Origin of the sequence: uncultured Aquincola sp., assembly GCF_964001545.1 — a bacterium.
Lineage (GTDB): Bacteria > Pseudomonadota > Gammaproteobacteria > Burkholderiales > Burkholderiaceae_C > Aquincola.
Window position 1 is genome coordinate 1 of record NZ_CAXFDV010000053.1, and the last position, 24714, is coordinate 24714.

20 protein-coding genes and 1 pseudogene are annotated in these 24714 nt (G+C 71.0%); 13 read left to right on the forward strand and 8 right to left on the reverse strand.

Annotated features, from left to right (window positions below; genetic code table 11):
* Positions 1-1109, reverse strand: a 1109-nt coding sequence (locus ABNT58_RS01880; RefSeq protein ID WP_348751819.1) for an RsmB/NOP family class I SAM-dependent RNA methyltransferase, incomplete at its 3' end; no start/stop codon positions are given.
* Positions 1110-1164: 55 nt separating this feature from the next.
* On the opposite strand from ABNT58_RS01880, the gene ABNT58_RS01885 reads away from it, so the two are divergent.
* Positions 1165-1836: a DUF1345 domain-containing protein gene (locus ABNT58_RS01885; RefSeq protein WP_348751820.1), complete on the forward strand. Its 672-nt coding sequence runs from the start codon at positions 1165-1167 to the stop codon at positions 1834-1836.
* Here ABNT58_RS01885 and purN read toward each other — a convergent pair.
* Complete coding sequence (purN, locus tag ABNT58_RS01890) at positions 1833-2405, reverse strand: phosphoribosylglycinamide formyltransferase (protein ID WP_348751821.1); 573 nt, start codon at positions 2403-2405, stop codon at positions 1833-1835. The genes ABNT58_RS01885 and purN overlap by 4 nt on opposite strands.
* A gap of 74 nt (positions 2406-2479) precedes the next feature.
* On the opposite strand from purN, the gene ABNT58_RS01895 reads away from it, so the two are divergent.
* The 3 genes from ABNT58_RS01895 to ABNT58_RS01905 are packed head-to-tail and all read left to right on the forward strand — an operon-like array spanning position 2480 to position 5715.
* The gene (locus ABNT58_RS01895; protein ID WP_348751822.1) at positions 2480-3790 is read left to right on the forward strand and encodes a tryptophan--tRNA ligase; all 1311 of its coding nucleotides are present in this window, start codon (positions 2480-2482) and stop codon (positions 3788-3790) included.
* Positions 3791-3800: 10 nt separating this feature from the next.
* Entirely contained in the window at positions 3801-4250 is a 450-nt protein-coding gene (locus tag ABNT58_RS01900) for a DUF3717 domain-containing protein (protein ID WP_348751823.1), read from the forward strand.
* The gene (locus ABNT58_RS01905; protein ID WP_348751824.1) at positions 4237-5715 is read left to right on the forward strand and encodes an MATE family efflux transporter; all 1479 of its coding nucleotides are present in this window, start codon (positions 4237-4239) and stop codon (positions 5713-5715) included. Before ABNT58_RS01900 ends, ABNT58_RS01905 begins: the two co-directional genes overlap by 14 nt.
* Here ABNT58_RS01905 and ABNT58_RS01910 read toward each other — a convergent pair.
* Positions 5665-6741, reverse strand: a complete 1077-nt coding sequence (locus ABNT58_RS01910; protein ID WP_348751825.1) for a LacI family DNA-binding transcriptional regulator — start codon at positions 6739-6741, stop codon at positions 5665-5667. The genes ABNT58_RS01905 and ABNT58_RS01910 overlap by 51 nt on opposite strands.
* Before the next feature lie 169 nt (positions 6742-6910).
* Here ABNT58_RS01910 and ABNT58_RS01915 point away from each other — a divergent pair, with 169 nt between their 5' ends.
* The 8 genes from ABNT58_RS01915 (at position 6911) to galK (ending at position 15813) form a co-directional block, all read left to right on the forward strand.
* Entirely contained in the window at positions 6911-7849 is a 939-nt protein-coding gene (locus tag ABNT58_RS01915) for a sugar ABC transporter permease (RefSeq protein WP_348751826.1), read from the forward strand.
* A 49-nt stretch (positions 7850-7898) separates the two neighbouring features.
* A complete protein-coding gene (locus ABNT58_RS01920) occupies positions 7899-8099 on the forward strand; it encodes a hypothetical protein (protein WP_348751827.1) in 201 nt (66 codons plus the stop codon).
* Positions 8072-8812, forward strand: coding sequence for a carbohydrate ABC transporter permease (locus ABNT58_RS01925; RefSeq protein WP_348751828.1), 741 nt, complete (start codon positions 8072-8074; stop codon positions 8810-8812). The genes ABNT58_RS01920 and ABNT58_RS01925 overlap by 28 nt, the downstream gene beginning before the upstream one ends.
* A 76-nt stretch (positions 8813-8888) precedes the next feature.
* Positions 8889-10184 (forward strand): sugar ABC transporter substrate-binding protein, encoded by a 1296-nt coding sequence (locus ABNT58_RS01930; protein ID WP_348751829.1) that lies wholly within the window; start codon positions 8889-8891, stop codon positions 10182-10184.
* A 17-nt stretch (positions 10185-10201) separates the two neighbouring features.
* On the forward strand, positions 10202-11350 hold the full coding sequence (gene ugpC / locus ABNT58_RS01935) for a sn-glycerol-3-phosphate ABC transporter ATP-binding protein UgpC (protein WP_348751830.1): 1149 nt from the start codon (positions 10202-10204) through the stop codon (positions 11348-11350).
* 16 nt (positions 11351-11366) lie between these two features.
* The gene (locus ABNT58_RS01940; RefSeq protein ID WP_348751831.1) at positions 11367-13535 is read left to right on the forward strand and encodes an alpha-galactosidase; all 2169 of its coding nucleotides are present in this window, start codon (positions 11367-11369) and stop codon (positions 13533-13535) included.
* A complete protein-coding gene (locus tag ABNT58_RS01945; protein WP_348751832.1) occupies positions 13532-14605 on the forward strand; it encodes a UDP-glucose--hexose-1-phosphate uridylyltransferase in 1074 nt (357 codons plus the stop codon). Before ABNT58_RS01940 ends, ABNT58_RS01945 begins: the two co-directional genes overlap by 4 nt.
* Positions 14602-15813: a galactokinase gene (gene galK, locus ABNT58_RS01950; RefSeq protein ID WP_348751833.1), complete on the forward strand. Its 1212-nt coding sequence runs from the start codon at positions 14602-14604 to the stop codon at positions 15811-15813. Before ABNT58_RS01945 ends, galK begins: the two co-directional genes overlap by 4 nt.
* Positions 15814-15822: 9 nt before the next feature.
* On the opposite strand, the gene ABNT58_RS01955 is transcribed toward galK, so the two are convergent.
* From ABNT58_RS01955 to ABNT58_RS01970, 4 genes are all read right to left on the reverse strand, one after another.
* On the reverse strand, positions 15823-17253 hold the full coding sequence (locus ABNT58_RS01955; protein ID WP_348751834.1) for a HAMP domain-containing sensor histidine kinase: 1431 nt from the start codon (positions 17251-17253) through the stop codon (positions 15823-15825).
* 52 nt (positions 17254-17305) lie between these two features.
* Entirely contained in the window at positions 17306-18016 is a 711-nt protein-coding gene (locus tag ABNT58_RS01960) for a response regulator transcription factor (protein ID WP_348751835.1), read from the reverse strand.
* A gap of 120 nt (positions 18017-18136) precedes the next feature.
* Positions 18137-18691: a Spy/CpxP family protein refolding chaperone gene (locus tag ABNT58_RS01965; RefSeq protein ID WP_348751836.1), complete on the reverse strand. Its 555-nt coding sequence runs from the start codon at positions 18689-18691 to the stop codon at positions 18137-18139.
* Between the two features lie 102 nt (positions 18692-18793).
* Entirely contained in the window at positions 18794-19708 is a 915-nt protein-coding gene (locus ABNT58_RS01970) for a hypothetical protein (RefSeq protein ID WP_348751837.1), read from the reverse strand.
* 58 nt (positions 19709-19766) lie between these two features.
* Between ABNT58_RS01970 and ABNT58_RS01975 the strand changes: the two genes are divergently transcribed.
* Positions 19767-24509 carry a PAS domain-containing protein gene (locus ABNT58_RS01975; RefSeq protein WP_348751838.1) on the forward strand — a complete coding sequence of 1581 codons (4743 nt, stop codon included), beginning with the start codon at positions 19767-19769 and terminating at the stop codon, positions 24507-24509.
* On the opposite strand, the pseudogene ABNT58_RS01980 reads toward ABNT58_RS01975, so the two are convergent.
* Positions 24510-24714: pseudogene (locus ABNT58_RS01980) on the reverse strand (EamA/RhaT family transporter); the annotation flags it as partial.

Below are 24714 nucleotides of genomic sequence, written 5' to 3' on the forward strand. Positions count from 1 at the left end.
AACTCGGCGCTGAAGGCGGCGGCGATGTCCTCGTTTTCCGAGGCCATCAGGCTGCAGGTGGCGTACACCAGGCGGCCGCCTTGCTTGAGCAGGCGGGCCGCGCCCCGCAGGATGGACGCCTGCTGCGTGCGCAGCGCCGCCAGCGTGGCCGGCGACTGGCGCCACTTCAGGTCGGGGTTGCGGCGCAGCGTGCCCAGGCCGGAGCAAGGCGCGTCCACCAGCACCCGGTCGATCTTGCCGGCCAGGCGCTTGATTCGCTCGTCGCGCTCATGGGCGATCTGCGCCGGGTACACGTTCGACAGGCCGCTGCGGGCCAGCCGGGGCTTGAGCGAATCCAGCCGGTGGCCGGACACGTCGAACGCATACAGGCGGCCGGTGTTGCGCATGGCCGCACCCAGCGCCAGCGTCTTGCCGCCGGCGCCGGCGCAGAAATCGACCACCATCTCGCCGCGCTTGGCGTCGGTGATCAGTGCCAGCAGCTGGCTGCCTTCGTCCTGCACTTCCACGCCGCCGCCGGTGAACACGTCCAGCTTGTTCAGCGCCGGCTTGCCTTCGATGCGCAGGCCCCAGGGCGAATACGGGGTGTCGGTGGCTTCGATGCCGGCGTCGGCCAGGATCTGCTTCACCTCGGGTCGCTTGGCCTTGAGCGTGTTCACCCGCAGGTCCAGCGGCGCGGGCTGGTTCAGGCTCTCGGCCAGGGTCAGGAACTCGTCGGCGCCCAGCGACTGCTCCAGCGGCTGCGAGATCCAGTCGGGCGTGCTGTGGCGCAGCTTGCGCGGCAGGCTGCTGCGGTCCACCTTCTGCACGTCGGCCAGCCAGGCCTGCTCGTGCGGGTTGAGCGCGCCGCGCAGAAAACCCTCGTTGCCCTGCCAGGCCAGCAGCACCAGCCGGCGCTCCAGCGGACCGCTGCCGCTTTGCGCCAGGTGCTGGAACAGCAGGCGCTGGCGCACCACGGCGTACACCGTCTCGGCCAGGGTGTGGCGCTCACGCGGGCCGAGCGTGCGGTGGCGGCGAAAAAACGACGACACGACCGCGTCGGCCGGGATTTCAAACTTCAGGACGTCACCGAGCAGCTCGGTCGTCATTTCCACGAGGGCATTAGGATGCATCCCCCGGATTATCCGCGCCGCACCCGTTTTGGCGGGCCAGGCTGCCGCCCTGCCCTTGCTGCGCCCCTTTCGCACCCGCCCGCGCCTGCTGATCTGCCTGCTCATTGCCGTGGCGGCGGGCTTTTTGTGCGACGTCGTTGGCGGCGGCCGGCTGAGCTGGACCACGCAGGTGCTGATCGGCTGGAACACCGGCGTGTGGCTGTACCTGGCCAGCACCGGCTTGATGATGCGCCGCGCCTCGCACGAGCGCATGCGCGACATCGCCGCCGCCCATGCCGAAAGCGCCTTTGCCGTGGTGGCCACTGCGGTGGTGGCGGTGGTGGTGACGCTGGCCGCCATCGCGCTGGAACTGGCGGGTGCGCCCAAGGGCGAAGCCTCGGCCGCGCCACGGGTGGCGCTGACGCTGTCCACGCTGTTCGGCTCGTGGCTGTTGCTGGCCACGCTGTTTGCGCTGGCTTATGCCAGCCTCTTCTACCGCGACCGCAGCCGGCCGGGTCGTGGCCTGGGCTTTCCGGGTGAGCCGGAAGAAGGCGAAGACGAAGACCCGCCTCACTACGGCGACTTCCTCTATTTCTCGTTCACCATCGCCGCCACCTCGCAGACCTCGGACGTGACGGTGAGCGACCGCCAGATCCGCCGCTGGGTGCTGGGCCAAGGCGTGCTGGCCTTCATGTTCAACACGGTGCTGCTGGCCCTGGCCATCAACACCGCGGCGGGGCTGTTCTAGGCCCGGCCTTCCACCACCGCCCGCACCGCCTGCGGGTACAGCCGGTGCTCTTCCACCAGCACGCGCGCGGCCAGGCTGTGTTCATCGTCGCCCGGCAGGATGGGCACGGCGGCCTGGGCCACCATCGGGCCGTGGTCCAGCTGGGCCGTTACGTAGTGCACCGTGCAGCCGGCCTCGGTGCAGCCGGCCTCGATGGCGCGGCGGTGGGTGTGCAGCCCCGGAAAGGCCGGCAGCAGCGAGGGGTGGATGTTGAGCATGCGCCCCTCGTAGCGCTGCACGAAGGCCGCGCCCAGGATGCGCATGAAACCGGCCAGCACCAGCAGGTCGGGCGCAAAGCCGTCGATGGCGGCGGCCAGCGCGGCGTCGAACTCGTCACGGCTGGCAAAGGCCTTGTGGTCGACCGCCGCGGTGGCGATGCCGTGGACCTGCGCAAAGGCCAGGCCCGCGGCCTCGGGCCGGTTGCTGATCACCGCCACCACCTGGGCCGGCCAGCCCTCGGCCGCGCAGGCCTGCACGATGGCCTCCATGTTGGAGCCGCGGCCGGAAATGAGGATGACGATGCGTTTCATGAGGCGCGGCAGTGTAACGACGAGGGTTTGAGGCAGGCTCCTAGAATCGCCCTCCCCCGCCGTCAGCCCTCACCATGACCGAACGCGTTCTCACCGGCATCACCACCACCGGCACGCCCCACCTGGGCAACTACGTGGGCGCCATCCGCCCGGCCATCGCGGCCAGCCGCGAGCCCGGCGTGGAGAGCTTCTTCTTCCTGGCCGACTACCACGCGCTGATCAAGTGCGACGACCCGGCCCGCATCGAGCGCAGCCGGCTGGAGATCGCCGCCACCTGGCTGGCGGCCGGGCTGGACACCGAGCGCGTCACCTTCTACCGCCAGAGCGACATCCCCGAGACGCCCGAGCTGACCTGGCTGCTGACCTGCGTGTGCGCCAAGGGCCTGATGAACCGCGCCCATGCCTACAAGGCGGCCACCGACGCCAATGCCGCGGCGGGGGAAGACGCGGATGCGGGCGTGACCATGGGCCTGTTCAGCTACCCGATCCTGATGGCGGCCGACATCCTGCTGTTCAACGCGCACCGGGTGCCGGTGGGCCGCGACCAGGTGCAGCACATCGAGATGGCGCGCGACATGGGCCAGCGCTTCAACCACCTGTTCGGCCAGGGGCGTGAGCTGTTCGTGCTGCCGCGCGCCGAGATCGAGGAAGAAGTGGCCACGCTGCCCGGCCTGGACGGCCGCAAGATGTCCAAGAGCTACGACAACACGATTCCGCTGTTCGAAGGCGGCGCCAAGGGGCTGAAGGAAGCGGTCGCGCGCATCCTCACCGACTCGCGCCTGCCCGGCGAGCCGAAAGACCCGGAGGGTGCCGCGCTGGTGACGGTGCACGATGCCTTTGCCACGCCCGAGCAACGCAGCGCCTTCCATGCCGACCTGCGCGCCGGCCTGGGCTGGGGCGAGGCCAAGCAGCGCCTGGTGAACCTGCTGGAAGGCCAGATCGCGCCGATGCGCGAGCGCTATGTCGAGCTGATGGCCCACCCCGAGCGCATCGAAGAAGTGCTGCAGCACGGCGCCGCCAAGGCCCGCCGCGTGGCCACGCCCTTCCTGGCCGAGCTGCGCGCCGCCGTCGGCCTGCGGCCGATGCTGGCGGTGCCGCGTGCGGCGCCGGTGGCCGCTGCCGGCGCCGACAAGGCCGCGCTGCCGCTGTTCAAGCAATACCGCGAGGCCGATGGCCGCTTCTTCTTCAAGCTGGTGGACACGCACGGCCACACGCTGCTGCAAAGCCTGGGACTGCCCGACGGGCGCGAGGCCGGCGGCTGGGTCAAGCGCCTGAAGACCGAGGCCGCCAATGCGCTGGCCGAGGCGCCGATCGACTGGGCCGCCAGCGGCGAGCGTGCCACCGCCGAAGCGGCCCTGGCCGCGCTGTCTGCTGCGCAGGACTGAACCCGCATCCATGGCCGGCATCCACATCCTCGACATCGAAGCCGCCATCAACTGGTGGCGCGAGAAGTCGCCTTCGCCCGACGGCATCACCGCCTGCCCGGAAGTGCTGGCCCTGGCCGAGGTGTACGCCCTGATGGTGTACTACCACGAGACCGAGTGCGACGAGGCCACCATGCCCGCCAAGGCGCGCGAAGCCTGGCTGGGCTGGTACGCCCACACGCCTGATGCACCCTGCATCGCCATCTGCTCCACCGCACAGGGCGATGCGGTGTGCAAGGGCTGTGGCCGCACCGAAGGCGAAGTGCAGCACTGGCCGCAGATGTCGCCGGCGGAAAAGCGCATCGTCTGGCGCCGCATCACCCGCGAGGGCACGGCCTGGCGCTTCAACAAGTACGCGGAGCGCGCCCGGCAGGCCAGCGGCGTCGACCATCCGCCACCGGATTCCCTTGCCGACCGCTGAGCCCACGGGCAAGGACCCCGCGCCGCCGGGCCGCCCCAAAGCGCGGGGCGCCCCCTCGGGGGGCAGCGAGCACAGCGAGCTTGGGGGCTCCAACCAGGCGCCGAAGCGCCTGGCCGACAACGCGCGCGCCATCGCGCGGCTGGCCGCACCGCTGCTGCTGGGCCAATTGGCGGTGCTGGCCTTCGGCACCATCGACACCATGCTGGTGGCCCGCTTTGCCGCGGCCGACCTGGCCGCGCTGGCGGTGGGCGGCGCGGCCTACATCACCGTGTTCATCGGGCTGATGGGCGTGGTGCTGGCGCTGGGCCCCATCGTCGGCCAGCTCTACGGCGCGCGCCAGCTGGAACAGGCCGGGGCCCAGCTGCACCAGGCGGTGTGGCTGGCGCTGGGCCTGTCGGTGGTGGGCAGCACCGTGCTGGCGTTTCCGCAGCCCTTTTTGTGGCTATCGCGCGCCGAGCCCGAGGTGGCCGACAAGGTGCACAGCTACACGCTGGCGCTGGCGGTCTCATTGCCCGCGGCGCTGCTGTTCACCGCCTACCGCGGCTTCAACACCGCGGTGTCGCGGCCCAAGGCCGTCACCGTGCTGCAGATCGGCGGGCTGGCGCTGAAGGTGCCGCTGTCGTTCGCGCTGGTATACGGCGCGGGCCCGCTGTCGCCGATGGGCGTGGCCGGCTGCGGCATGGCCACCGCCATCGTGATGTGGGCGCAGCTGATCGCCGCCTTCGTGCTGCTGCGGCGCGACCCGTTCTACCGGCCCTTCCGCATCCTGGGCCGCGGCCTGCTGCCGCCCAGCCGGCCGGCGCTGGTCGCGCAGCTGAAGCTGGGCATTCCGATGGGCCTGTCCATCGGCATCGAGGTGACGGGCTTCACCTTCATGGCGTTTTTCATCTCGCGCATCTCACCCACCGCGGTGGCCGGCCACCAGATCGCGGCCAACCTGGTGGCGCTGATGTACATGCTGCCGCTGGCGCTGGCCAATGCCACCAGCACGCTGGTGGCGCAGGCCATCGGCGCGGGCGCGATGCGGCAGGCGCGCCGGCTGGGCTGGCAGGGCCTGGGCATCGGCATCGGGCTGGCAGTGGCCATCGGGCTGCTGGTGTTTGCGGGCCGCCACGGGCTGGTGCGGCTGTATGCCAGCGACCCGGTGATCATCGCCGCGGCGCTGCCGCTGCTGAGCTGGGTGGCGGTGTTCCACCTCGGCGATGCGGCGCAGTGCCTGGCCTCGTTCATCCTGCGGGCCTACCGCATCGCCACCGTGCCGCTGGTGATCTATGCCAGCGCCATCTGGGGCGTGGGCCTGGGCGGCGGCTACTGGCTGGCCTTCGGCCAGCCGGCCTGGGCGCCCGAGGCACTGCACGGCGCCCGGGGCTTCTGGGCCGCTGCCACGGTGGGGCTGGTCACGGCGGCGGCCGGGCTATGCCTGCTGCTGGGCTGGGTGCAGCGGCAGCGGCTGGGCACCACATGAAGCCCGCACCACCAGCTCGGCGGGCGGCAGCGGCGCAATGCCGTCCAGCGGCCGGCCCTGCAACTGGGCCAGCAGCATCTCCACCGCCTTGCGGCCGTGGCCGATGGGGTCGGAGCGCACGCTGGTGAGCGGCGGGCAGGCAAAGGGCGCAAGCGGGATGTCGTCGTAGCCCACCAAGGCCACGTCGTCCGGCACCCGACGCCCCGCCTCGCGCAGGGCCTGGAGCACGCCGAAGGCGATGGTGTCGTTGCCCGCAAACAGCGCAGTGAACGGTGCCCCGGCGGCCAGCAGGCGCTGCGCGGCCCGGTAGCCGCTGTCGGCGCTGAGGTCGGCATGCACGCACAGCCGCTCGTCCACCGCCAGGCCGCGCGCCTGCAAGGCCGCACGCCAGCCCCGCTCACGCTGGTTCACGTGGTGGAACTCCGGCGGTGCGTAATTGACGAAGGCGACTTGTCGGTGGCCGAGCGCCAGCAGGTGTTCCACCGCCCTCTGGGCCGAACGGCTGGTGTCGTCACCCATCGTCGGAAAGTGCCGCCCCTGATCCGGCAACTCGCCGCCGAAGACCACCAATGGAATGCCGCTGTCGTGCAGGTGCTCCAGGTGCGCCATCTCGCTCAGGCGCAGATGGGCGACGATCAGCCCGTCGATGCGGCGTCCACGCACCAGTTGCACGAAGGCGCCGGCCTCGCGGCCCTCGTCTTCGGTGGACTCGATCAGCAGCTTCAGGCCATGCCGGCGGCATTCTTCGTTGACGCTGGCAATCAGCTGCGCCAGGAACGCATCGACGTACAGGTGCTCGCCCTTGGGCAGCACCAGGCCGATGGTGCCGGTGCGCCCACCGGCCAAGGACCGCGCGGCCGCATGCGGCTCGTAGCCCAGCTCGCGGGCCGCCGCCAGCACCCGCTCGCGCGTGCCTTCGGCAATGCCCTGGTCGGTGACGCCGTTCAACACGAAGGACACCGTGGTGCGTGACACACCCGCGCGCCGCGCCACTTCGGCGCTGGTGGGCGAGGCTCGCTTGTTCATTCTCGATCTCTCATGGTTAACCCGCTCTTCCAAAGCGCTTCGAACCGCCTAGCATCTTGGCTAACGCGAGTTAGACGGCAATTCGTGCAGCTGTGCCCCGGCGCGATGCGGATTCGCGCCATTTTTCGCTCGAAATCTAACGCGTGTCAGCTTACCTCGGAGAAAGCTCTTGACCACCACAGCCGACCGCCACACCGCCGCTGCGCCGCCCCAGCGCCGCCCCCACAGCCTGGGCGTGGCGCGCCGGGCTGAGACCCTGACCGCCTGGGCGCTGGTGCTGCCGGCCTTCATCGGCTTCGTGCTGTTCTATGCACTGCCCACGCTGCGGGCGGTGCAGATCAGCTTCACCGACTGGACGCTGCTGCGTGAACCGCAGTTCGTCGGGCTGGACAACTACGCCGCGATGCTGGAAGACGGCAAGTTCTGGAACGGCATGAAGCTGGCCGGCTGGTATGTGCTGCTCAACATTCCGCTGCAGACGGTGCTGGGCCTGGCGCTGGCGGTGGCGATGGACCGGCTGACGCGCTCGCTCTTCGTCAAGTCGGTGGTGCTGCTGCCTTACCTGCTGTCCAACGTGCTGGTGGCGCTGGTGTGGCTGTGGATGCTGGACCCGATGCTGGGCCTGGTGAATGCGGCGATCGAAGGTCTGGGCCTGGAGCGACAGCCCTTCTTTGGCGGCGAAGACCAGGCCATGCTCACCATCGCGGCCGTCAACGTGTGGCGCCACATGGGGCTGGTGGCCATGCTGTTCCTGGCCGGGCTGCAGAACATCCCGCGCTCGCTGTATGAAGCGGCCTCACTCGAAGGCGCGAGCGAGTGGCACATGTTCCGCCGCATCACGCTGCCGCTGCTGCGCCCGGTGATGGTGTTTGTGCTGGTCACCAGCGTCACCGGCTCGTTCCAGATCTTCGACACCATCGCGGTGACCACCAACGGCGGCCCGCTGGACTCGACGCGCGTGATCGTGCACTACATCGTGCAGAACGCCTTCGGCTTCTACAAGATGGGCTACGCCTCGGCGATGTCGATGGCGCTGGCCGCCGTGATGGTGCTCTACACCATCGTGCAGATGCGCGTGCTGCGCGCCAACGAGAGCGACCTGGCCTGATGCGCCGCCCCGCTCGCCACCCCCTGCCCTGCGACTGCGGAGCCCGGCCATGACCTCCAGTGCACTCTCTCTGCCGCCCGCGCGGCACCGTCGGCCCACGCTGGGCCGCATCGCCGCCTGGGCGGCGTTGCTGGCGATGCTGTCGCTGACGCTGCTGCCGCTGTGGATGGTGATCAAGACCGCGCTGATGCAGCCGGCCGACTGTTCACCGAGTCGTCGGCCTTGCTGCCGCAGTCGCCGACGCTGCTGAACTTCGAGCGGGTGCTCGGCCTCATCAGCAAGGAAGACAGCCTGGCCGCCGGCGGCTCCGGCGCCGAGATCAACTTCGCCCGCGCGATGCTGAACTCGATCATCTTCACCGGCACCATCGTCTTGGTGCAGGTGAGCTGCGCAGCCATGGCCGCCTATGCCTTTGCGCGCCTGCGCTTTCCGGGCCGCAGCACGCTGTTCGCGCTGTTCGTCGCCTCGATGATGGTGCCCGGCGTCGTCACCTTCATCCCCAACTTCATCCTGATGAAGGAGCTGGGCTGGCTGAACACCATGGCCGCCATGGTGGCGCCGTTCTGCCTGATGCAGGGCTTCTCGGTGTTCTTCCTGCGGCAGTTCTTCCTGTCGGTGCCGCGCGACCTGGAAGAGGCGGCGCTGCTGGACGGTGCCAGCCACTTCTACGTGTTCTGGCGCATCGTGGTGCCGCTGTCCACCACGCCCATCGCCACCATCGCGATGCTCACCGGCATCAACATGTGGAACGAGTTCTTCTGGCCCTTCCTCGTGGCCAAGGATGAGCTGCAGCACACCCTGCCGGTGGCGCTGCAGGCCTTCAAGTCGCAGACGCCGCAAGGCCAGCCCGACTGGAGCGGCCTGATGGCCGCGGCCACCATCGCCGTGCTGCCCGCCGTGCTGTTGTTGATCGCCTTCGGGCGCCGCGTCGTCGAGTCCGTGCAGTTCAGCGGCGGCAAATGACGCACCGACCGCCCTGGCGGCGGCCACCCCTCTCCCCCGCCGTACCCGCCCTTTCCAACGACCAGGAGACTCATCCATGCCCGCCCTTCGTCCGCTTGCCGCCGCCCTGGCCATCGCCTGCACCACCGCCCAGGCCGTGGAGGTGAAGTACGTGCTCTGGGACTCGAACCAGCTGCCCGCCTACAGCCAGTGCGCCGCCGACTTCACCAAGAAGAACCCCGGCATCACGGTGAAGATCAGCCAGTCCGGCTGGGGTGACTACTGGACCTCGTTGTCCACCGGCTTCGTCTCGGGCACGGCGCCCGACGTCTTCACCAACCACCTGGCCAAGTACCCCGAGCTGGCCAGGAACGGCCAGGTGCTGGACCTGGCGCCCTTCATCGCCCGCGACAAGCTGGACACCAGCCTCTACGCCAAGGGCCTGGTGCAGATCTGGGGCCGCGACGGCAAGCAGTACGGTCTGCCCAAGGACTGGGACACGGTGGCCTTCATCGTCAACATGGCCCATGCCAAGAAGGCCGGCGTCACGCTGGCCGAGCTGCAGGAGATGACCTGGAACCCGAAGGACGGCGGCAGCTTCGAGCAGGTGGCGCGCAAGCTCACGCTGGACAGCAAGGGCCGCAATGCCAACGACCCCGCCTTCGACAAAAAGAGCGTGGCGGTGTACGGCTACCAGACCCCGGCCGGCGGCAACATGGGCGGGCAGACCACCTTCAGCTTCTTCGCGGTGCCCAACGGCTTCAAGTACCAGGACCAGCCCTGGGCCGGCAAGTACTACTACGACGACCCCAAGCTGGCTGAAGCGCTGGACTGGATGGCCAGCCTGCACACCAAGGGCATCTCGGCGCCTTACCAGAACACGAAGAGTCTGGGCACCGACGCGATGTTCGTCGCCGGCAAGGTGGCGATGGTGCCGCAGGGCTCGTGGATGATGACCTACTTCGCGGCCAACGCGAAGTTCGAGAACGCCTGGGTGCCGCTGCCCAAGGGACCGAACGGCCAGCGCGCCTCGATGCTGAACGGCCTGGCCGACTCCATCTGGTCCGGCTCCAAGGTCAAGGAAGAAGCCTGGAAGTGGGTGCGCTACCTCGGCTCGCCCGACTGCCAGAACGTGGTGGCGGCCACCGGCGTGGTGTTCCCGGCCATCAACGGCATGGGCGAGAAGGCCGTCGCGGCGCAAAAGGCCCGCGGCATCGACGCCAGCGCCTTCCTCACCGTGTCCAAGGAAAACACCTTCCTGATGCCGATTGCCGACCACGGCGCGCAGGTGGACGAAATCATCGCCCCGGCGCTGGAAGCCGTGCTGCTGGGCAAGCCCGCGGGGCCGACGCTGAAGGCGGCCAGCGACAAGGCCAACCGCCTCTTCAAGTAAGCCGGCAGGAACCCCCCATGGCCAACATCGAACTTCGCGCGGTACACAAGAGCTACGGCGCGGTGCCGGTGATCCGCAACGTCGACCTGGAAGTGCGGGAAGGCGAGTTCTGCGTGTTCGTCGGCCCCTCGGGCTGCGGCAAGTCCACGCTGCTGCGCATGATCGCGGGGCTGGAAGACATCAGCGGCGGCGAGCTGCTGATCGGCGGCCAGCGCATGAACGACGTGCGCCCGGCACGCCGCGGCGTGGCCATGGTTTTCCAGAGCTATGCGCTGTTTCCGCACCTGTCGGTCTACGACAACCTGGCCTTCGGCATGAAGCTGGCCAAGGTGGACGAGGCCACGGTGCGCCGCAAGGTGGACGAAGCGGCGCGGGTGCTGCACCTGTCGCACCTGCTGGACCGCAAGCCCAAGGCCTTGAGCGGCGGCCAGCGCCAGCGCGTGGCCATCGGCCGCGCCATCGTGCGTGAGCCGGGGGTGTTCCTGTTCGACGAACCGCTGTCCAACCTGGACGCCGCGCTGCGGGTGCAGACGCGCTTCGAGATCGCCAAGATCCACCGCGACTTCGGCCGCGCCAGCACCGTCTACGTGACCCATGACCAGGTGGAAGCGATGACGCTGGCCGACCGCATCCTGCTGCTCAACGCGGGCGAAGCGGTGCTCAAGGAAGGCAGCGTGGCCCAGTGCGGCAGCCCGCTGGAGCTCTACCACCGGCCGCGCAACCGCTTCGTGGCCGGCTTCATCGGCTCGCCGCAGATGAACTTCCTGCCTGGCACGCTGGTGGCGGCCGAAGCCGGCCAGGCCACCGTGCGGCTGGACAGCGGCGAAACCCTGCTGGCCTGCGTGGATGCGCGGCGGCTGGCGGCCGGCGCCCGCGTCACCGTGGGTGTGCGCCCCGAGCACACCGAGCCCGGCACCGCCACGCAGCACATCGCACGGCCGCTGCAGTGGCAGGAGCGCCTGGGCGAAAGCACCTACCTGTACCTGGACAGTGGCCAGCCCGAGCAGCCGCTGGTCGTCAAGGCGCCAGGCCATGTGTATGCGGCCGCCGGCCAGCGCATCGCCCTCTCATTGCCGGCCCCGGCCCTGCACCTGTTCGACGACCAGGGCCTGGCCCTGGAACGCAGCGTCCCCGTGGCCGACCTGCTGCTGCCCCAGGCCGCCTGACCCACCCCGCCTCACAATGCCTGCCGACACCCGATTCGCCGCGCTGCATGGCCGGCACAGCTCCCTCATCATCGAACTGCCGCCCGGTGAAGCGCCGCTGTGGCGCTACTGGGGGCCGCGCCTGCCCGAAGGCAGCAGCCCCGGCTGGCCGCTGCGCCAGACGCGCCCGCTGCCCAGCTTCATGCTGGACACCGACCAGCCGCTGACCGTGATGCCCGGCTTCGGCGTCGGCTGGTTCGGCCAGAGCGCCCTGCTGGCCCACAGTGCAGGCCAGGCCTTTGCCCAAACCTTCACCCGCTGCGAGCTGCACTGGCAGCAGCCGGGCCATGCCTGCGTGCTGGTGCTGCACGACGATGTGGCCAGGCTGCGGGTGGACCTGTCGCTGTCGCTCGACCCTGCCAGCGATGTGCTGGTGCTGCGCACCGTGCTCACCAACACGGGCGACGCGCCGCTGGACCTGCAGTGGCTGGCCGCGGCCACGCTGCCGCTGCCGGGCCGCTGCGAGCGCGTGCATTCGTATGCCGGCCAGCATGTGCACGAGTTCATGCCGCAGGTCGACGCGCTGGGCCGCAGCCTGTGGCGGCGCGAGAACCGCCGCGGCCGCACCTCGCACGACTGTTTTCCGGGCGCGGTGGTGGCCACGCCCGGCGCCACCCCGCAGGCCGGGCTGGTGTACGGCGCGCACCTGGCCTGGTCGGGCAACCATCAGCAAACCATCGAGTGGCTGCACGACGGCCAGTACCAGTGGCAGCTGGGCGAATGGCTGGCGCCGGGCGAAGTGCAGCTGGCACCCGGCCAGGCCATCACCACGCCCGAGGTGGTGGCCAGCTGCTCCAGCGCCGGCTTCGACGGGCTGGCCGCCAACTTCCACGCCGAGCTGCGCAGCCGCCTGCGCTGGCCCGGCGGTGCCATGGCCGCGCGGCCGGTGCACCTGAACACCTGGGAAGGCTTTTACTTCGACGTGCACCCCGGGCCGGTGATGGCGCTGGCCGATGCCGCGGCCGAAGTAGGCGTCGAGCGCTTCGTGTTGGACGACGGCTGGTTCCACGGTCGCCACCACGACCGCGCGGCGCTGGGTGACTGGTGGCCCGACGAGACCAAGTTCCCCGACGGCCTGGGCGGGCTGATCGCGCATGTGCAGGCGCTGGGCATGCAGTTCGGCCTGTGGGTGGAGCCCGAGATGGTCAACCCCGACAGCGAGCTGTACCGGGCCCACCCCGAGTGGGCACTGCAGCTCGCGGGCCGGCCGCTGATCACCGCGCGCAACCAGCTGGTGCTGGACATCTCGCGGCCCGAGGTGGCCGACTACCTGTTCGGCAAGATCGACGCGCTGCTGCGGGCCCACCCCATCGCCTACCTCAAGTGGGACCACAACCGCGACCTGACCACCGCCGGCCTGGCCGACGGCCGTGCCGGCTACCGCGCGCAGGTGCTGGCCTTTTATGCGCTGGTCGATCGGCTGCGCCGGGCGCACCCGCAGGTGGAAATCGAAAGCTGTTCGGGCGGTGGTGGCCGCATCGACTTCGCGGTGCTGCGCCACACCCACCGCGTGTGGACCAGCGACTGCATCGACGCGCTGTCGCGCATCGAGATCCAGCAGGGCTTCCTGCAGTTTTTCCCGCCCGAGATCATGGGCGCGCACATTGGCACCGCGCCGGCCCACACCACCGGCCGCACGCAGGCCATGGACTTCCGTGCCGCGGTGGCCCTGCCCGGCCACCTGGGCATCGAGTTCGACCTGCGGCAGCTGGACGCCAACGCCCGCAGCGCGCTGCGCGGCTGGATCGACCTCTACAAACAACTGCGCGAGCGGCTGCACCAGGGCCGCGTGTGGCGCGGCAGCCTGCCCGATGGCCTGGTGTGGCAGGCCCACGGCGACGACGCCGGCACGGACCTGCTGCTGCTGGTGTACCGCACCCAGCCCACCCAGCACCGCTACACACCGGTGCTGCCGCTGCCCATGCTGCAGCCCGGGAGCCGCTACCGGGTGCAGCAGCTGGCCCCCGCCGGCACCGTGAGGCCCAGGGGTGCACACCACACGGCGCCCTTCTTCGACGCGCTGAACGACGAGGGTGGGGTGCTGCTGGATGGCGCCTGGCTGCAGCAAGCCGGCCTGCCGCTGCCCCGCGCCCAGGCCGAGACGGCTTTCATCGTGCAGCTGCGGCGTCAAGGGGCGGCAGCATGAGCGCCGCACCCGAAGCGAGCACCGTGACCGCGTTCGACGTCGCGCAGCACTCGCACCGGCGCTTCAATCCGCTCACCGGCCAATGGGTGCTGGTGTCGCCCCACCGTGCGCTGCGCCCCTGGCAGGGCCGCCAGGAAGCGGTGGACGATGCGCCACTGCCCGCGCACGACCCCGGCTGCTACCTGTGCGCGGGCAACGTCCGTGTCAACGGCCAGGCCAATCCGCCCTACACCGGCACCTTCGTCTTCACCAACGACCATGCGGCGCTGATGCCGGCGGTGCCGCAGGCCCCACCGGGCAGTGACGAGGGACTGTTCCGGCTGCAGCCCGCGCGCGGCACCAGCCGGGTGATCTGTTTTTCCCCCGACCACGGGCGCACCCTGCCAGAGCTGTCGCAGCCCGCGGTGGAGGCCGTGGTGGACACCTGGTGCAGCCAGACCGAAGAACTGGGCCGCGACCACCGCTGGGTGCAGGTGTTCGAGAACAAGGGCGCGTTGATGGGCTGCTCTCAGCCGCACCCGCACGGCCAGGTGTGGGCCACCGGCCACCTGCCCAACGAGGCGGAGGCCGAAGACCGGCACCAGCGCAGCCACTTCTCGGCACACGGCCGACCCCTGCTGCTGGACGTGGCCGAGGCCGAGGCCGCCGACGGCAGGCGCGTGGTGCTGGCCACCACCCACTGGCTGGCCATCGTGCCCTTCTGGGCCACCTGGCCCTTCGAGACGCTGCTGCTGCCGCGCTTTGCGGTGCAGCGCCTGCCGCAGCTGGACCGCGAACAGCGTGCCGACCTGGCGCTGGCCGTGCGCCGGCTCACGGCCCGCTACGACAACCTCTTCCGCTGCTCGTTCCCCTACTCGATGGGCTGGCACGGTGCGCCCTTCGACGACGCCGACCCGACGCCGTGGCAACTGCATGCGCATTTCTATCCGCCGCTGCTGCGGTCGGCCACCGTGCGCAAGTTCATGGTCGGCTACGAAATGCTCGCCGAAGCCCAGCGCGACCTGACACCGGAGCAAGCCGCCGAGCGGCTGCGCCAGCTTCCTGACCTGCATTACCGGCAACAGCCATGAACCAGACTTTCGCCCTTGCACCCGCCCACGCCGGATCGGCGGCCACCGATGCCGTGGCGCTGCAAAGCCGCGTGCGCACCGCCTTCCACACCCGCTTCGGCGGCCTGCCCACCTGGGTGGCCCGGGCGCCTGGGCGCGTCAACCTGATCGGGGAACACACCGACTACAACGACGGCTTCGTGCTGCCCTGCGCCATCGACGTGCAGACGCTGGTGGCCGCGCGTGCCGGCCAGGACGGCTGGCTCCATGTGGTGGCGGCCGACCATGACGAGGCCCTCGACCGCTTCCGCGTCGACGAGCCGGTGCCCGCACAACCCGACAAGCCCTGGACCCAGTATGTGCGAGGCGTGGTGCAGGCCATGCGGGCGCGCGGCTTGGTACTGCGTGGCGGTGAGCTGGCCATCGCCGGCAACGTACCCCAGGGCGCCGGGCTGTCTTCCTCGGCCTCGCTCGAAGTGGCGCTGGGACGCGCCTTGTCGGCCATGGCCGGGTTGGAAGCAGTGCTGCCGGCGACGGAGCTGGCGCTGATCGGTCAGGCCGCCGAGAACGACTTCGTGGGTTGCGCCTGCGGCATCATGGACCAGCTGATCGCCGCCCGCGGTCAGGCCGGCCATGCGCTGCTGATCGACTGCCGCTCGCTCGAAGCGCGGCCGGTGCCGCTGCCTGCCGACCTGGCCGTGATGATCCTGCACTCCCGCGTGGCCCGCGGACTGGTCGACAGCGCCTACAACGAGCGTCGGCAACAGTGTCAGCAGGCGGCGCGGCATTTCGGCGTCGGCGCACTGCGCGACCTGGACATGGCGACCTTGCACGCGGGGGCCGGCACGCTCGACCCCGTGGCATGGCGGCGCGCGCGCCATGTGGTCAGCGAAAACAGCCGTACCCAGGAGGCGGCACAAGCCCTGGCAGCCGGCGACCTGCGCCGTCTGGGCCTGCTGATGGCCGCATCGCACGACTCGATGCGCACGGACTTCGAGATCACCGTGCCGGCGGTGGACGCCCTGGTGGCCACGGTGCAGCAGGCCATTGGCGACGAGGGCGGCGCCCGCATGACAGGCGGTGGCTTCGGCGGCTGCGTGGTCGCGCTGCTGCCCCAGTCCGCGGTGGCGCGCGTGGCGGCTGCGGTGCAGGCGCAGTACCGCGCCCCGGGCGGCGAGCACGCCACCATCTGGGTCTGCCAGGCGGCAGAAGGCGTGGGCCTGACCTGAGCCGCCGGCTCAAGCCGCCGGCATCTCGATCACGAAGCAGCTGCCGCCGCCCTCGCGGGCTTCGCAGCGCACGCTGCCCTGGTGGCGCTCGGCGATCTGGCGCACCAGGCTCAGGCCCAGGCCCACGCCGCCGGCATGCTCGGCATGGCCGGGCAGGCGGAAGAAGGGCTCGAAGATGCGCTCGCGCATGTCGGGCGGCACGCCGGGGCCGCGGTCGCACACCCGCATCTCCACCCGGCCGGGGCGGCCGCGTTGCAGCACCAGTTCCACCTCGTCGCCGCCGTAGCGGCGGGCGTTTTCCAGCAGGTTGCGCATCGCGCGGCGCAGCAGGCGCTCGTCGCCCAGCACCGTCAGCGAGCCGTCGGGGGCGCTCAGGTCGGCCTGCAGGCGGGCGGTTTCTTCGGCGCCCAAGGCCAGCAGCTCGACCGGCTCACGCTCGGGGCTGGCCGATTGCGATTCGAGGCGGCTGGCCATCAGCACCTCTTCCACCAGCGCATCCAGCTCGCCGATGTTGGTGTGGATCTCGCGGCGCAGCTGTTCACGCCGCTGGGCCTGGCAGCCGTTGTCGTCGTCCAGCATCGAGACGGCCATCTTCAGCCGCGCCAGCGGCGAGCGCAGCTCATGGCTGGCATTGGCCAGCAGGCTCTGGTTGGCGCGCACCAGCGCTTCCACCCGCTCGGCAGCGCGGTTGAAGCTGGCGGCCACGGCGGCCACCTCATCGCGGCCGCCTTCGTCCACCCGGTGGTGCAGCGCGCCGCTGCCGAAGCGTTCCACGCCCTGCTTGAGCGCCTCCAGCCGGCGCGTGAGCCGGCGCACCACCGGGAAGGCGCCGATGGCGATGGCCGCGAACAGCAGCGCCAGCACCGCCACCATGCCCACGCCGCGGCCCCAGCCGGGCGGCGCGAACGGGAACCACGGCGGCAGCGGGAAATCTTCTTCCAGCCCCAGGCCGCGGAAGCGCAAGGCTTCCAGCTGCAGCCGGCCGGGGTGCAGGCCATCAGGCCGCGGGCCTTCCACGCGCAGGCCTTCACCGCCATGCGGCAGGCGCAGCAGCACCGGCCGCATCACCCACAGGGTGCGGCCATCGGCAAAGCGGATCGGAAAGATGCGCGGCGGGGGCGATTCGCCGGCGGTCATGCGCCGCTCGAAGGTGACGGTGGCCACGATGCGGCGGCCGCGTGCGTCGTCCAGGGCCAGCGGCATGCGCAGCCGCTGCGACCAGTCGAGCACGGCTTCGGACTGTTCTTCGCGCGGGGCTTCCGCGCTGGGCAGGCTGCGCTGGATGAGGTCGGCCCAGGCCGCCACGCGTTCGGCGGCCAGCGCATCGGCGCGGCCGCGTTCGCGTTCCATGTGGCGCTGCACCAGCCAGCCCGAGCCCAGCGCAAACAGCGCCAGCACGGCCACCACCGTGAGCCACACCCGCAGGTAAAGCGATTTCATGCCCGGCCCCCGCCAGCACGCCGGCGGGCCGCCGGCGGGCGGCCGTGGCACATCAGGATTCGCCGTCCTGCTTGCGCGCGAAGAGATAGCCCACGCCGCGCACGGTGAGCACGCGCTTGGGGTTCTTCGGATCGTCTTCGATCAGCGCGCGGATGCGCGAGATGTGCACGTCGATGGAGCGGTCGAAGGCTTCCAGCGGATGGCCCTTGAGCGCGTCCATGATCTGGTCGCGCGACAGCACCCGGCCGGGGCTTTGCGCCAGCACCACCAGCAGGTCGAACTGGTGGCTGGTGAGGTCGCAGGGCTGGCCGCCCAGGTAGGCCTGGCGGGCACCGAGGTCGATCTCGAGCCGGCCGAAGCGCAGCACCTCGTCGGCCGCGGGCTCGGGCGAGGCGCGGCGCAGCAGCGCCTTGATGCGGGCCAGCAGCTCACGCGGCTCGAAGGGCTTGGGCAGGTAGTCGTCGGCGCCGATTTCCAGGCCGACGATGCGGTCCATCGGCTCGCCGCGGGCGGTGAGCATCAGCAGCGGCAGGCGGCGGGTGCGGGCGTCGGCGCGCAGCTCGCGCGTCAGGTCCAGGCCGTCGCCGTCGGGCAGCATCAGGTCGAGCACCAGGGCGTCGTACTGACCCAGGCGCAGGCGGTCGCGGCCGGCGGCCAGCGAGCCTGCGATGTCGATCTCATAGCCGGCGTTGCGCAGGTAGTCGCCCACCATCGTCGTCAGCCGGGCATCGTCGTCGATGAGGAGCAAGCGTTGCGCAGTCATGGCCGGATGGTAGGGGTGTCCGGGCGATCGTGCAGCCACGGCAGTGGGGGCAGCCGCCAAGGCGGCGGGTTCGGCGGCACGGCCGCCGCGCTGGAACATGCTGGAGACTCGCATGATCGATCAGCCCGCCGGTGCTCGTTCGCCACGGGGCGCGCCGCGGTGCATCGGGCCGCGGCGCTCTTCGGGCGCGCGGGCCATGCGCTCGGCCAGCTGCTGGCGCTGCTCGGGCGTCAGCACCTGTGCCACCTGCACCATCACCTGCATCATCCGGCGCGAAGCCTGGTCGTGCTGGGCCATCATCTGCTGGCGCAGCGTCTCGGCCGCGGCAGCGTCGACCACGGGCGCGGTGAAGATCTTGCCGGCCTGTTCATGCAGGCCGCGCGCGGCTTCCTGCTGGCTGCGCAGGTCGGCGGCGGCGGCTTCGGTGATCTGGCGGATCTGCGCACGCTGCTCGGGCGTGGCCTTGACCTCGTCGAGCATGCGCTGCATGCCGGGGCCTTGCAGCGGCATGCCGGCAAAGCCCGGCTCGCCACGCATCGGGTGGCCGGCGTGCGGCGGCGGGGGTGCATCCTCAGCGCGCGCGGCCGAGGGCAGCAGGGCAGCGCCGGAGGCGGCCAGCAGCAGGCTGGCGGCCATCCAGCGGAATGGGTGTGCGATGGAAGCGCGGTTCTTCAAGCGGCTCTCCCTTGTTTTTCGAAGGAGCCGAGAGCTTGGCCGCAGGCGGTAAAGCGGCGCCCGCGCAGGCGGTGAAGAAGTGTGAAGGAGCGCGTGCGCGCTTCACGCCGCCGGCTCGACGCGCAGCAGCGTGCGCCGCAGCTCGAAATCGGCATTGCTGCTGCGCAGCTCCAGCCGCAGCAGCACGCCGCTCTTGCGGTCGACCACCATCACGCCGTCGATGCGGGCGGTGTGGCGGCGGTAGGGCACGTCGCCGTACAGCTCGATCACGGCCGCATCGAAGGGGCGGCCAAAGCCCGTCTGCACGCCGGTGGCGATGACCTGGCCGCGAAGGCGGCCCTGCTCGCCATTGGTGTTGCGCAGCTCGCCGCCAAGCACGTCGCCGAGCGCCATGTCGGGGCGCAGCAGTCGTGTCCAGTACACCAGCGTGCCACCCACCGTCAGCGGCTGGATGTTGCCGGCGCTGTCCTGCTGCCAGCGCACCGGCCGATCGACGTCGGGCAGGTCGGCGCGGAACTCCAGGTGGTCGCGCCGCAGGCTCTGCAGCCGCAGGCCCAGCTCGCGCGCCGCCGCACGGCCCTGCCGTTCCTCGTACACCAGGCGTTCACCCACCTTCAAAGGAATGGCGGCCAGCTGCTCGGCGCTCAAGGTGTCGGACTGCGGCGGGCAGGCCCGCTGGGCGATGACCGATTGAACGGCGTCGTAGCGGCCGCGCAGGCGGGCCAGTTCGGCCGCATCGGGGCCATCGGGCCGCATGGCCAGCATGGCGGGCCAGAACACGGTGGCGCCCACACCCAGCGCAATGACGTTGTTGCCCACGCGCTCGTCCACCGCATAGGCCACGTCGGCGGCGCGGCGCTGCACCTTGTCGGCCTCGGCATACAACGCCTCGCAAGGCAGATGGCCGTAGGCGGCAGGGTCGGCAGGCAGCGGTTTGACGTCGGCTGAGCGGGTGGCGCAGCCCGTGAGCATCGACATCAGGCAGGCGCCGGCCACGGCAAGGCGAAAGGCGGGCATCGGCCCATTGTGCCCCCGTCGCACGGGCGGGCCCCGCTGCGGTGAGAATGGGTCAGCCATGCTCCCGCCACCGCCCGCCCACCGCAGCACCACGCTCACCCTGCTGGAAGGGGAACGACGGCTTCTTGCACAGGTGGTGTCGGGCATGCCGCTGCCGCAGGTGCTGGCGCTGCTGCTGGGCGAACTGCAGGCCGGCTCGCCCGGCTTGAAGGCCGGCGTGCTGCTGCAGGGGCTGCAAGGGCTCTGCATCGGCGCGGCCGATGGCCTGCCGCCGGCCCTGGCCAGCGCGCTGCAGGCGGCGCTGCGGCCCACCCTGCCGGTGGACTGGCCGGCCTTGGACGAGGTGGCAGGCCAGCTGGGCCTGCGGCCGGTATGGCGCCAGACCATGCAGGCCGCCGATGGCCGGGCCCTGGGCGTGCTGCTGGGCTACGTGGACGCGCCCGGCGACGCCACGCAGCAGCAGCTCGATGCGCTGGCGCTGGTGACGCAGACCGCGGCACTGCTGATCGAGCGCGATGAAGCCAACCAGCGGCTGCGCCAGGCCGAGGCGCGCCACCGGCAGATCCTGGACAGCGCCACCGACTACGCCATCATCGCGCTGGACACGCAGGGCCGCGTGACGCGCTGGAACGAAGGGGCGCACCGCATCCTCGGCTGGCGCGAAGACGAGATGCTGGGGCAGACGTTGCACCGCTGCTTCACCCCGGAAGACCGGGCGGCCGGCCGCATCGAACAGGAGATGGCGGCCGCCATGGCCGGCCAGTCTTCGCCCGAAGAAGGCTGGCGCCTGCGGGCCGATGGCAGCCGCCTGTGGGCCTCGGGCGAGATGACGGTGCTGCGCGGCGAGGCCGGCCAGGTGCTGGGCTACGTGAAGGTGCTGCGCAACCGCACCCGGCAGCGCGCCAGCGACCTGCGCCAGGCCTTTTTGCTGCAGCTGAGCGAAAGCCTGCACGAACAATCGGTCGAGGCGCGCCTGAGCGACGAGGTGGCGGCGCAGCTGGGCCTGCTGCTGGGCGCCAACCGCGTGGGCTTCGGCCGCGTGGACGAGGCCATGCGCCTGCACCTTGAACACGACTGGACCGACGGCCGGGTGTCGCACGCGCCCGGCGTGTACACCCTCAGCGACTACGGCCTGGGGCTGGACGGCATGCTGCGCGGCGGCCAGCCGGTGGTGGTGGAAGACGTGGCCCACGATGCCCGCACCGCCGGCACGCTGGCGCGCTACCGCCAGCTGCAGGTGGGCGCGATGGTGCTGGTGCCGCTGCTGGGCCTGCCCGGCGCGCCGACTTCGGCGGCCACTTCGAGCGCCGCCCCGGCGGCGGGCGCCGACGCATCCGTGGGCGCCATCGTCTTCGTCACCAGCGCGCAGGCGCGCCGCTGGTCGACCGACGACCTGCTGCTGCTGCGCGAGGTGGCCGAGCGCCTGCGCCTGGCGGTCGAGCGCGCGCGGGCGCGCGAGGCGTTGCGCACCAGCGAAGAACGGTTGCACGTGGCCCAGCAGGCCGGCAGCATCGGCAGCTTCGAGCTGTTTCCCCAGCGTGGCGAGGTGGCGGTCTCGGCCAGCTTCTGCGCGCTGTGGGGCCTGCCCGTTGCGCCGGTGGTGACGGTGCAGCAACTGGTGGCGCTGGTGCACCCCGACGACGTGGCGCTGCTGGCGGTGGACACCACGCCCACGCCGCAGCGCATGGCCTATGTGGAGTACCGCATCCGCCGCGCCGACGACGGCGCGTTTCGCTGGCTGGCCCGGCGCGGCGAGGTGGTGGCCGACCCGCGGGGCGGACCGCCCCGCTACCTGGGCGTGTGCTACGACATCACCGAGCGGCGCCTGGCCACCGACCAGCTGGCCACCAGCCAGCAGTCGCTGCTGCTGGCCACCGAGGCGGCCGAGATCGGCACGTGGGACCTGGACACCGCCACGCAGGAACTGGTGTGGTCGGACCGCACCCGCACGATGTTCGGTGCCTCGGTGGACACGCCGGTGTCGCTGGACACCTTCGCGCGCGGCCTGCACCCCGACGACGTGGCCGCCACGCTGGCCGCCTTCTCGGCTGCGATGGACCCGGCGATACGCAGCACCTACGACGTCGAGTACCGCACCATCGGCATCGACGACGGCGTGCTGCGCTGGGTGGCGGCCAAGGGCCGCGGCCTGTTCGACGAGAGCGGCCGTTGCGTGCGCGCCATCGGCACCGCCATCGACATCACCGCCCGCAAGCAGGCCGAGGCGCGGCAGGCGCTGCTGCTGTCGCTGGCCGACCGGCTGCGGCCTTCCGGCGAGCCGCAGGCGTTGCTGGGCGACGGCCTGCAGATGCTGCGCCACTTCCTGGGCGTGCACCGGGCCGGGCTGGGCCGGCTGCAGGCCGACCGCATCGTGGTGGAAGCGGAAGAAACCGATGGCCGCCCGGCCGAGCACCGCAGCTTTGCGCTGGACAGCTTCGGCGAGACCGCCATGCAGCACTGGCGCGCCGGCCGCACCACCGTGTGCGAAGACCTCACCGCCGAAGGCCACCAGCCGGTGCTGGAGCGTTTCGGCGTCGACAGCCTGGTAGCGGTGCCGCTGCGCGGTGACGGTGCGCTGCGCGCCATCTTCTACGCGGCCCAGCATGCCCCGCGCCACTGGACCGCCGACGAAGTGGCGCTGATGGAAGACGTGGCCGCCCGCGTGTGGGACGCGGTGGAACGCGCCCGGGCCGAGCAGGCGCTGCGCGAAGAAACGCGCGCGCTGGAAACCCTGAACCGCACCGCCGCGCTGCTGGCCCAGGACTTCGACATCGACACCCTGGTGCAGCGCGTGGTGGATGCCGGCACCGCGCTCACCGGCGCGCGCTACGGCGCCTTTTTCCATGCCACGCGCGACGAGCACAACGAGCGCTTCATGCTTTACGCACTGTCGGGTGCGCAGCGCAGCGACTTCGAACGCTTCGGCATGCCGCGCTCGACCGAGGTATTCGCACCCACCTTCCGAGGCGATGGCGTCATCCGCTCGGCCGACATCACGCAGGACCCGCGCTACGGCCGCAACTGGCCGCATGCCGGCATGCCCGAGCACCACCTGCCTGTGCGCAGCTATCTGGCGGTGCCGGTGATCGCCCGCTCGGGCGACGTGCTGGGCTGTCTGATGTTCGGCCACTCCGAGCCCGATGTGTTCACCGACCGTGCCGAGCGCCTGGCCAGCGGCCTGGCCTCGCAGGCTGCGATCGCCATCGACAACGCGCGCCTCTTCCGCGCCACCCAGCGCGACAACGAAACGCTGGAAGCCCGCGTGGAAGAGCGCACCCGCGAGCGCGACCAGGTGTGGGCCTTGACCGAAGACCTGCTGGCCATCGCCGATGCGCAAGGCCACCTGCAGCGCGTGTCGGCCTCGTGGACGCGGCAGCTCGGCCATGCCCATGCACAGCTGGTGCTGCAGCCGCTGAGCGCGCTGCTGCACCCCGACGACCTGCCCGGGCTGCAGGCCGCGCTGGGCCGCATGCGCGCCAGCGGCCAGCCGGTGCGGCTGGAAAACCGCGTGGCCACGCTGGAAGGCGAATGGCGGGTGATGGCCTGGACGCTGTCGCCCGAGCCCGGCACCGGCCGCTTCGTGGCCACCGGCCGCGACGTGACGGCCGAGCGCCTGCGCCAGGCCCAGCTGGAAGAAGCGCAGGAGGCGCTGCGCCAGTCGCAGAAGATGGAGGCGGTGGGCCAGCTCACCGGTGGCATCGCGCACGACTTCAACAACCTGCTGCAAGGCATCACCGGATCGCTCGACCTGATCAAGCGCCGGCTGCAGCAGGGCCGCAGCACCGACCTCGACCGCTTCATCCAGGGCGCGATGGCTTCGGCCCAGCGCGCCGCCGCGCTGACTCACCGGCTGCTGGCCTTCTCGCGCCGGCAGCCGCTCGACCCGCGGCCGGTGGCGGCCAATCCGCTGGTGGTGTCGATGGAAGACCTGCTGCGCCGCACGCTGGGCGAAGCGGTGACGCTGGAGCTGGCGCTGGCGCCCGACCTGTGGCTGACGCTGTGCGACGCCAACCAGCTGGAAAGCGCCATCCTCAACCTGTGCATCAACGCACGTGACGCGATGCCGGCCGGCGGCCGCCTGACCATCGAGACCGCCAACACCAGCCTGGACGCCAGCTATGCGGTGCGCATCCGCGACATCGCACCCGGCCAGTACGTGTGCATCGGCGTCAGCGACACCGGCACCGGCATGTCGCCCGAGGTGCTGGCCCGCGCGTTCGAGCCCTTCTTCACCACCAAGCCGATCGGTCAGGGCACCGGGCTGGGCCTGTCGATGATCTATGGCTTTGCCCGCCAGTCGGAGGGCTACGTCAAGATCTACAGCGAGCCGGGCCACGGCACCACCGTCAAGCTCTACCTGCCGCGCCACCTGGGCGAAGCCGACGAGGCCGAGGCCCAGCGCGCCGCCACGGTCGACCCCATCGCCGACACCGGCCAGGTGGTGCTGGTGGTGGAAGACGAAGCCGTGGTGCGCGCGCTGGTGGTGGACGTGCTGCAGGAGCTGGGCTACCGCGCGCTGGAAGCGGCCGACGGCGTGGCCGGCCTGGCCGTGCTGCAAGGCCCGCAGGCCATCGACCTGCTGGTCACCGACATCGGCCTGCCCGGCCTCAACGGCCGCCAGATGGCCGACGCCGCCCGCGTGTTCCGCCCCGAGCTGAAGGTGCTGTTCATGACCGGCTACGCCGAAAACGCGGCGGTGGCCAACGGCTTCCTGGAGCCCGGCATGCAGATGATCACCAAGCCGTTTTCGATGGAGGCGATGAGTGTGCGCTTGCGGGAGATGCTGAAGCCGGGCGGGTGATCACGGTCGCGTCGTGGCGGCCGGTGTCGCACGCGGCTTAGGCGGGGCCAACACCAAAGCGAGTGCTGCGGCGACCAGACCGCCACCCAGCAGATGGGCGCCGGTCACGGCCTCATGCAGGAACAGCGCGCCCCACAGCACGCCGAACACCGGCACCAGGAAGGTCACGCTGAGCGAGCGCAGCGGCCCGATGTCGGCGATGAGG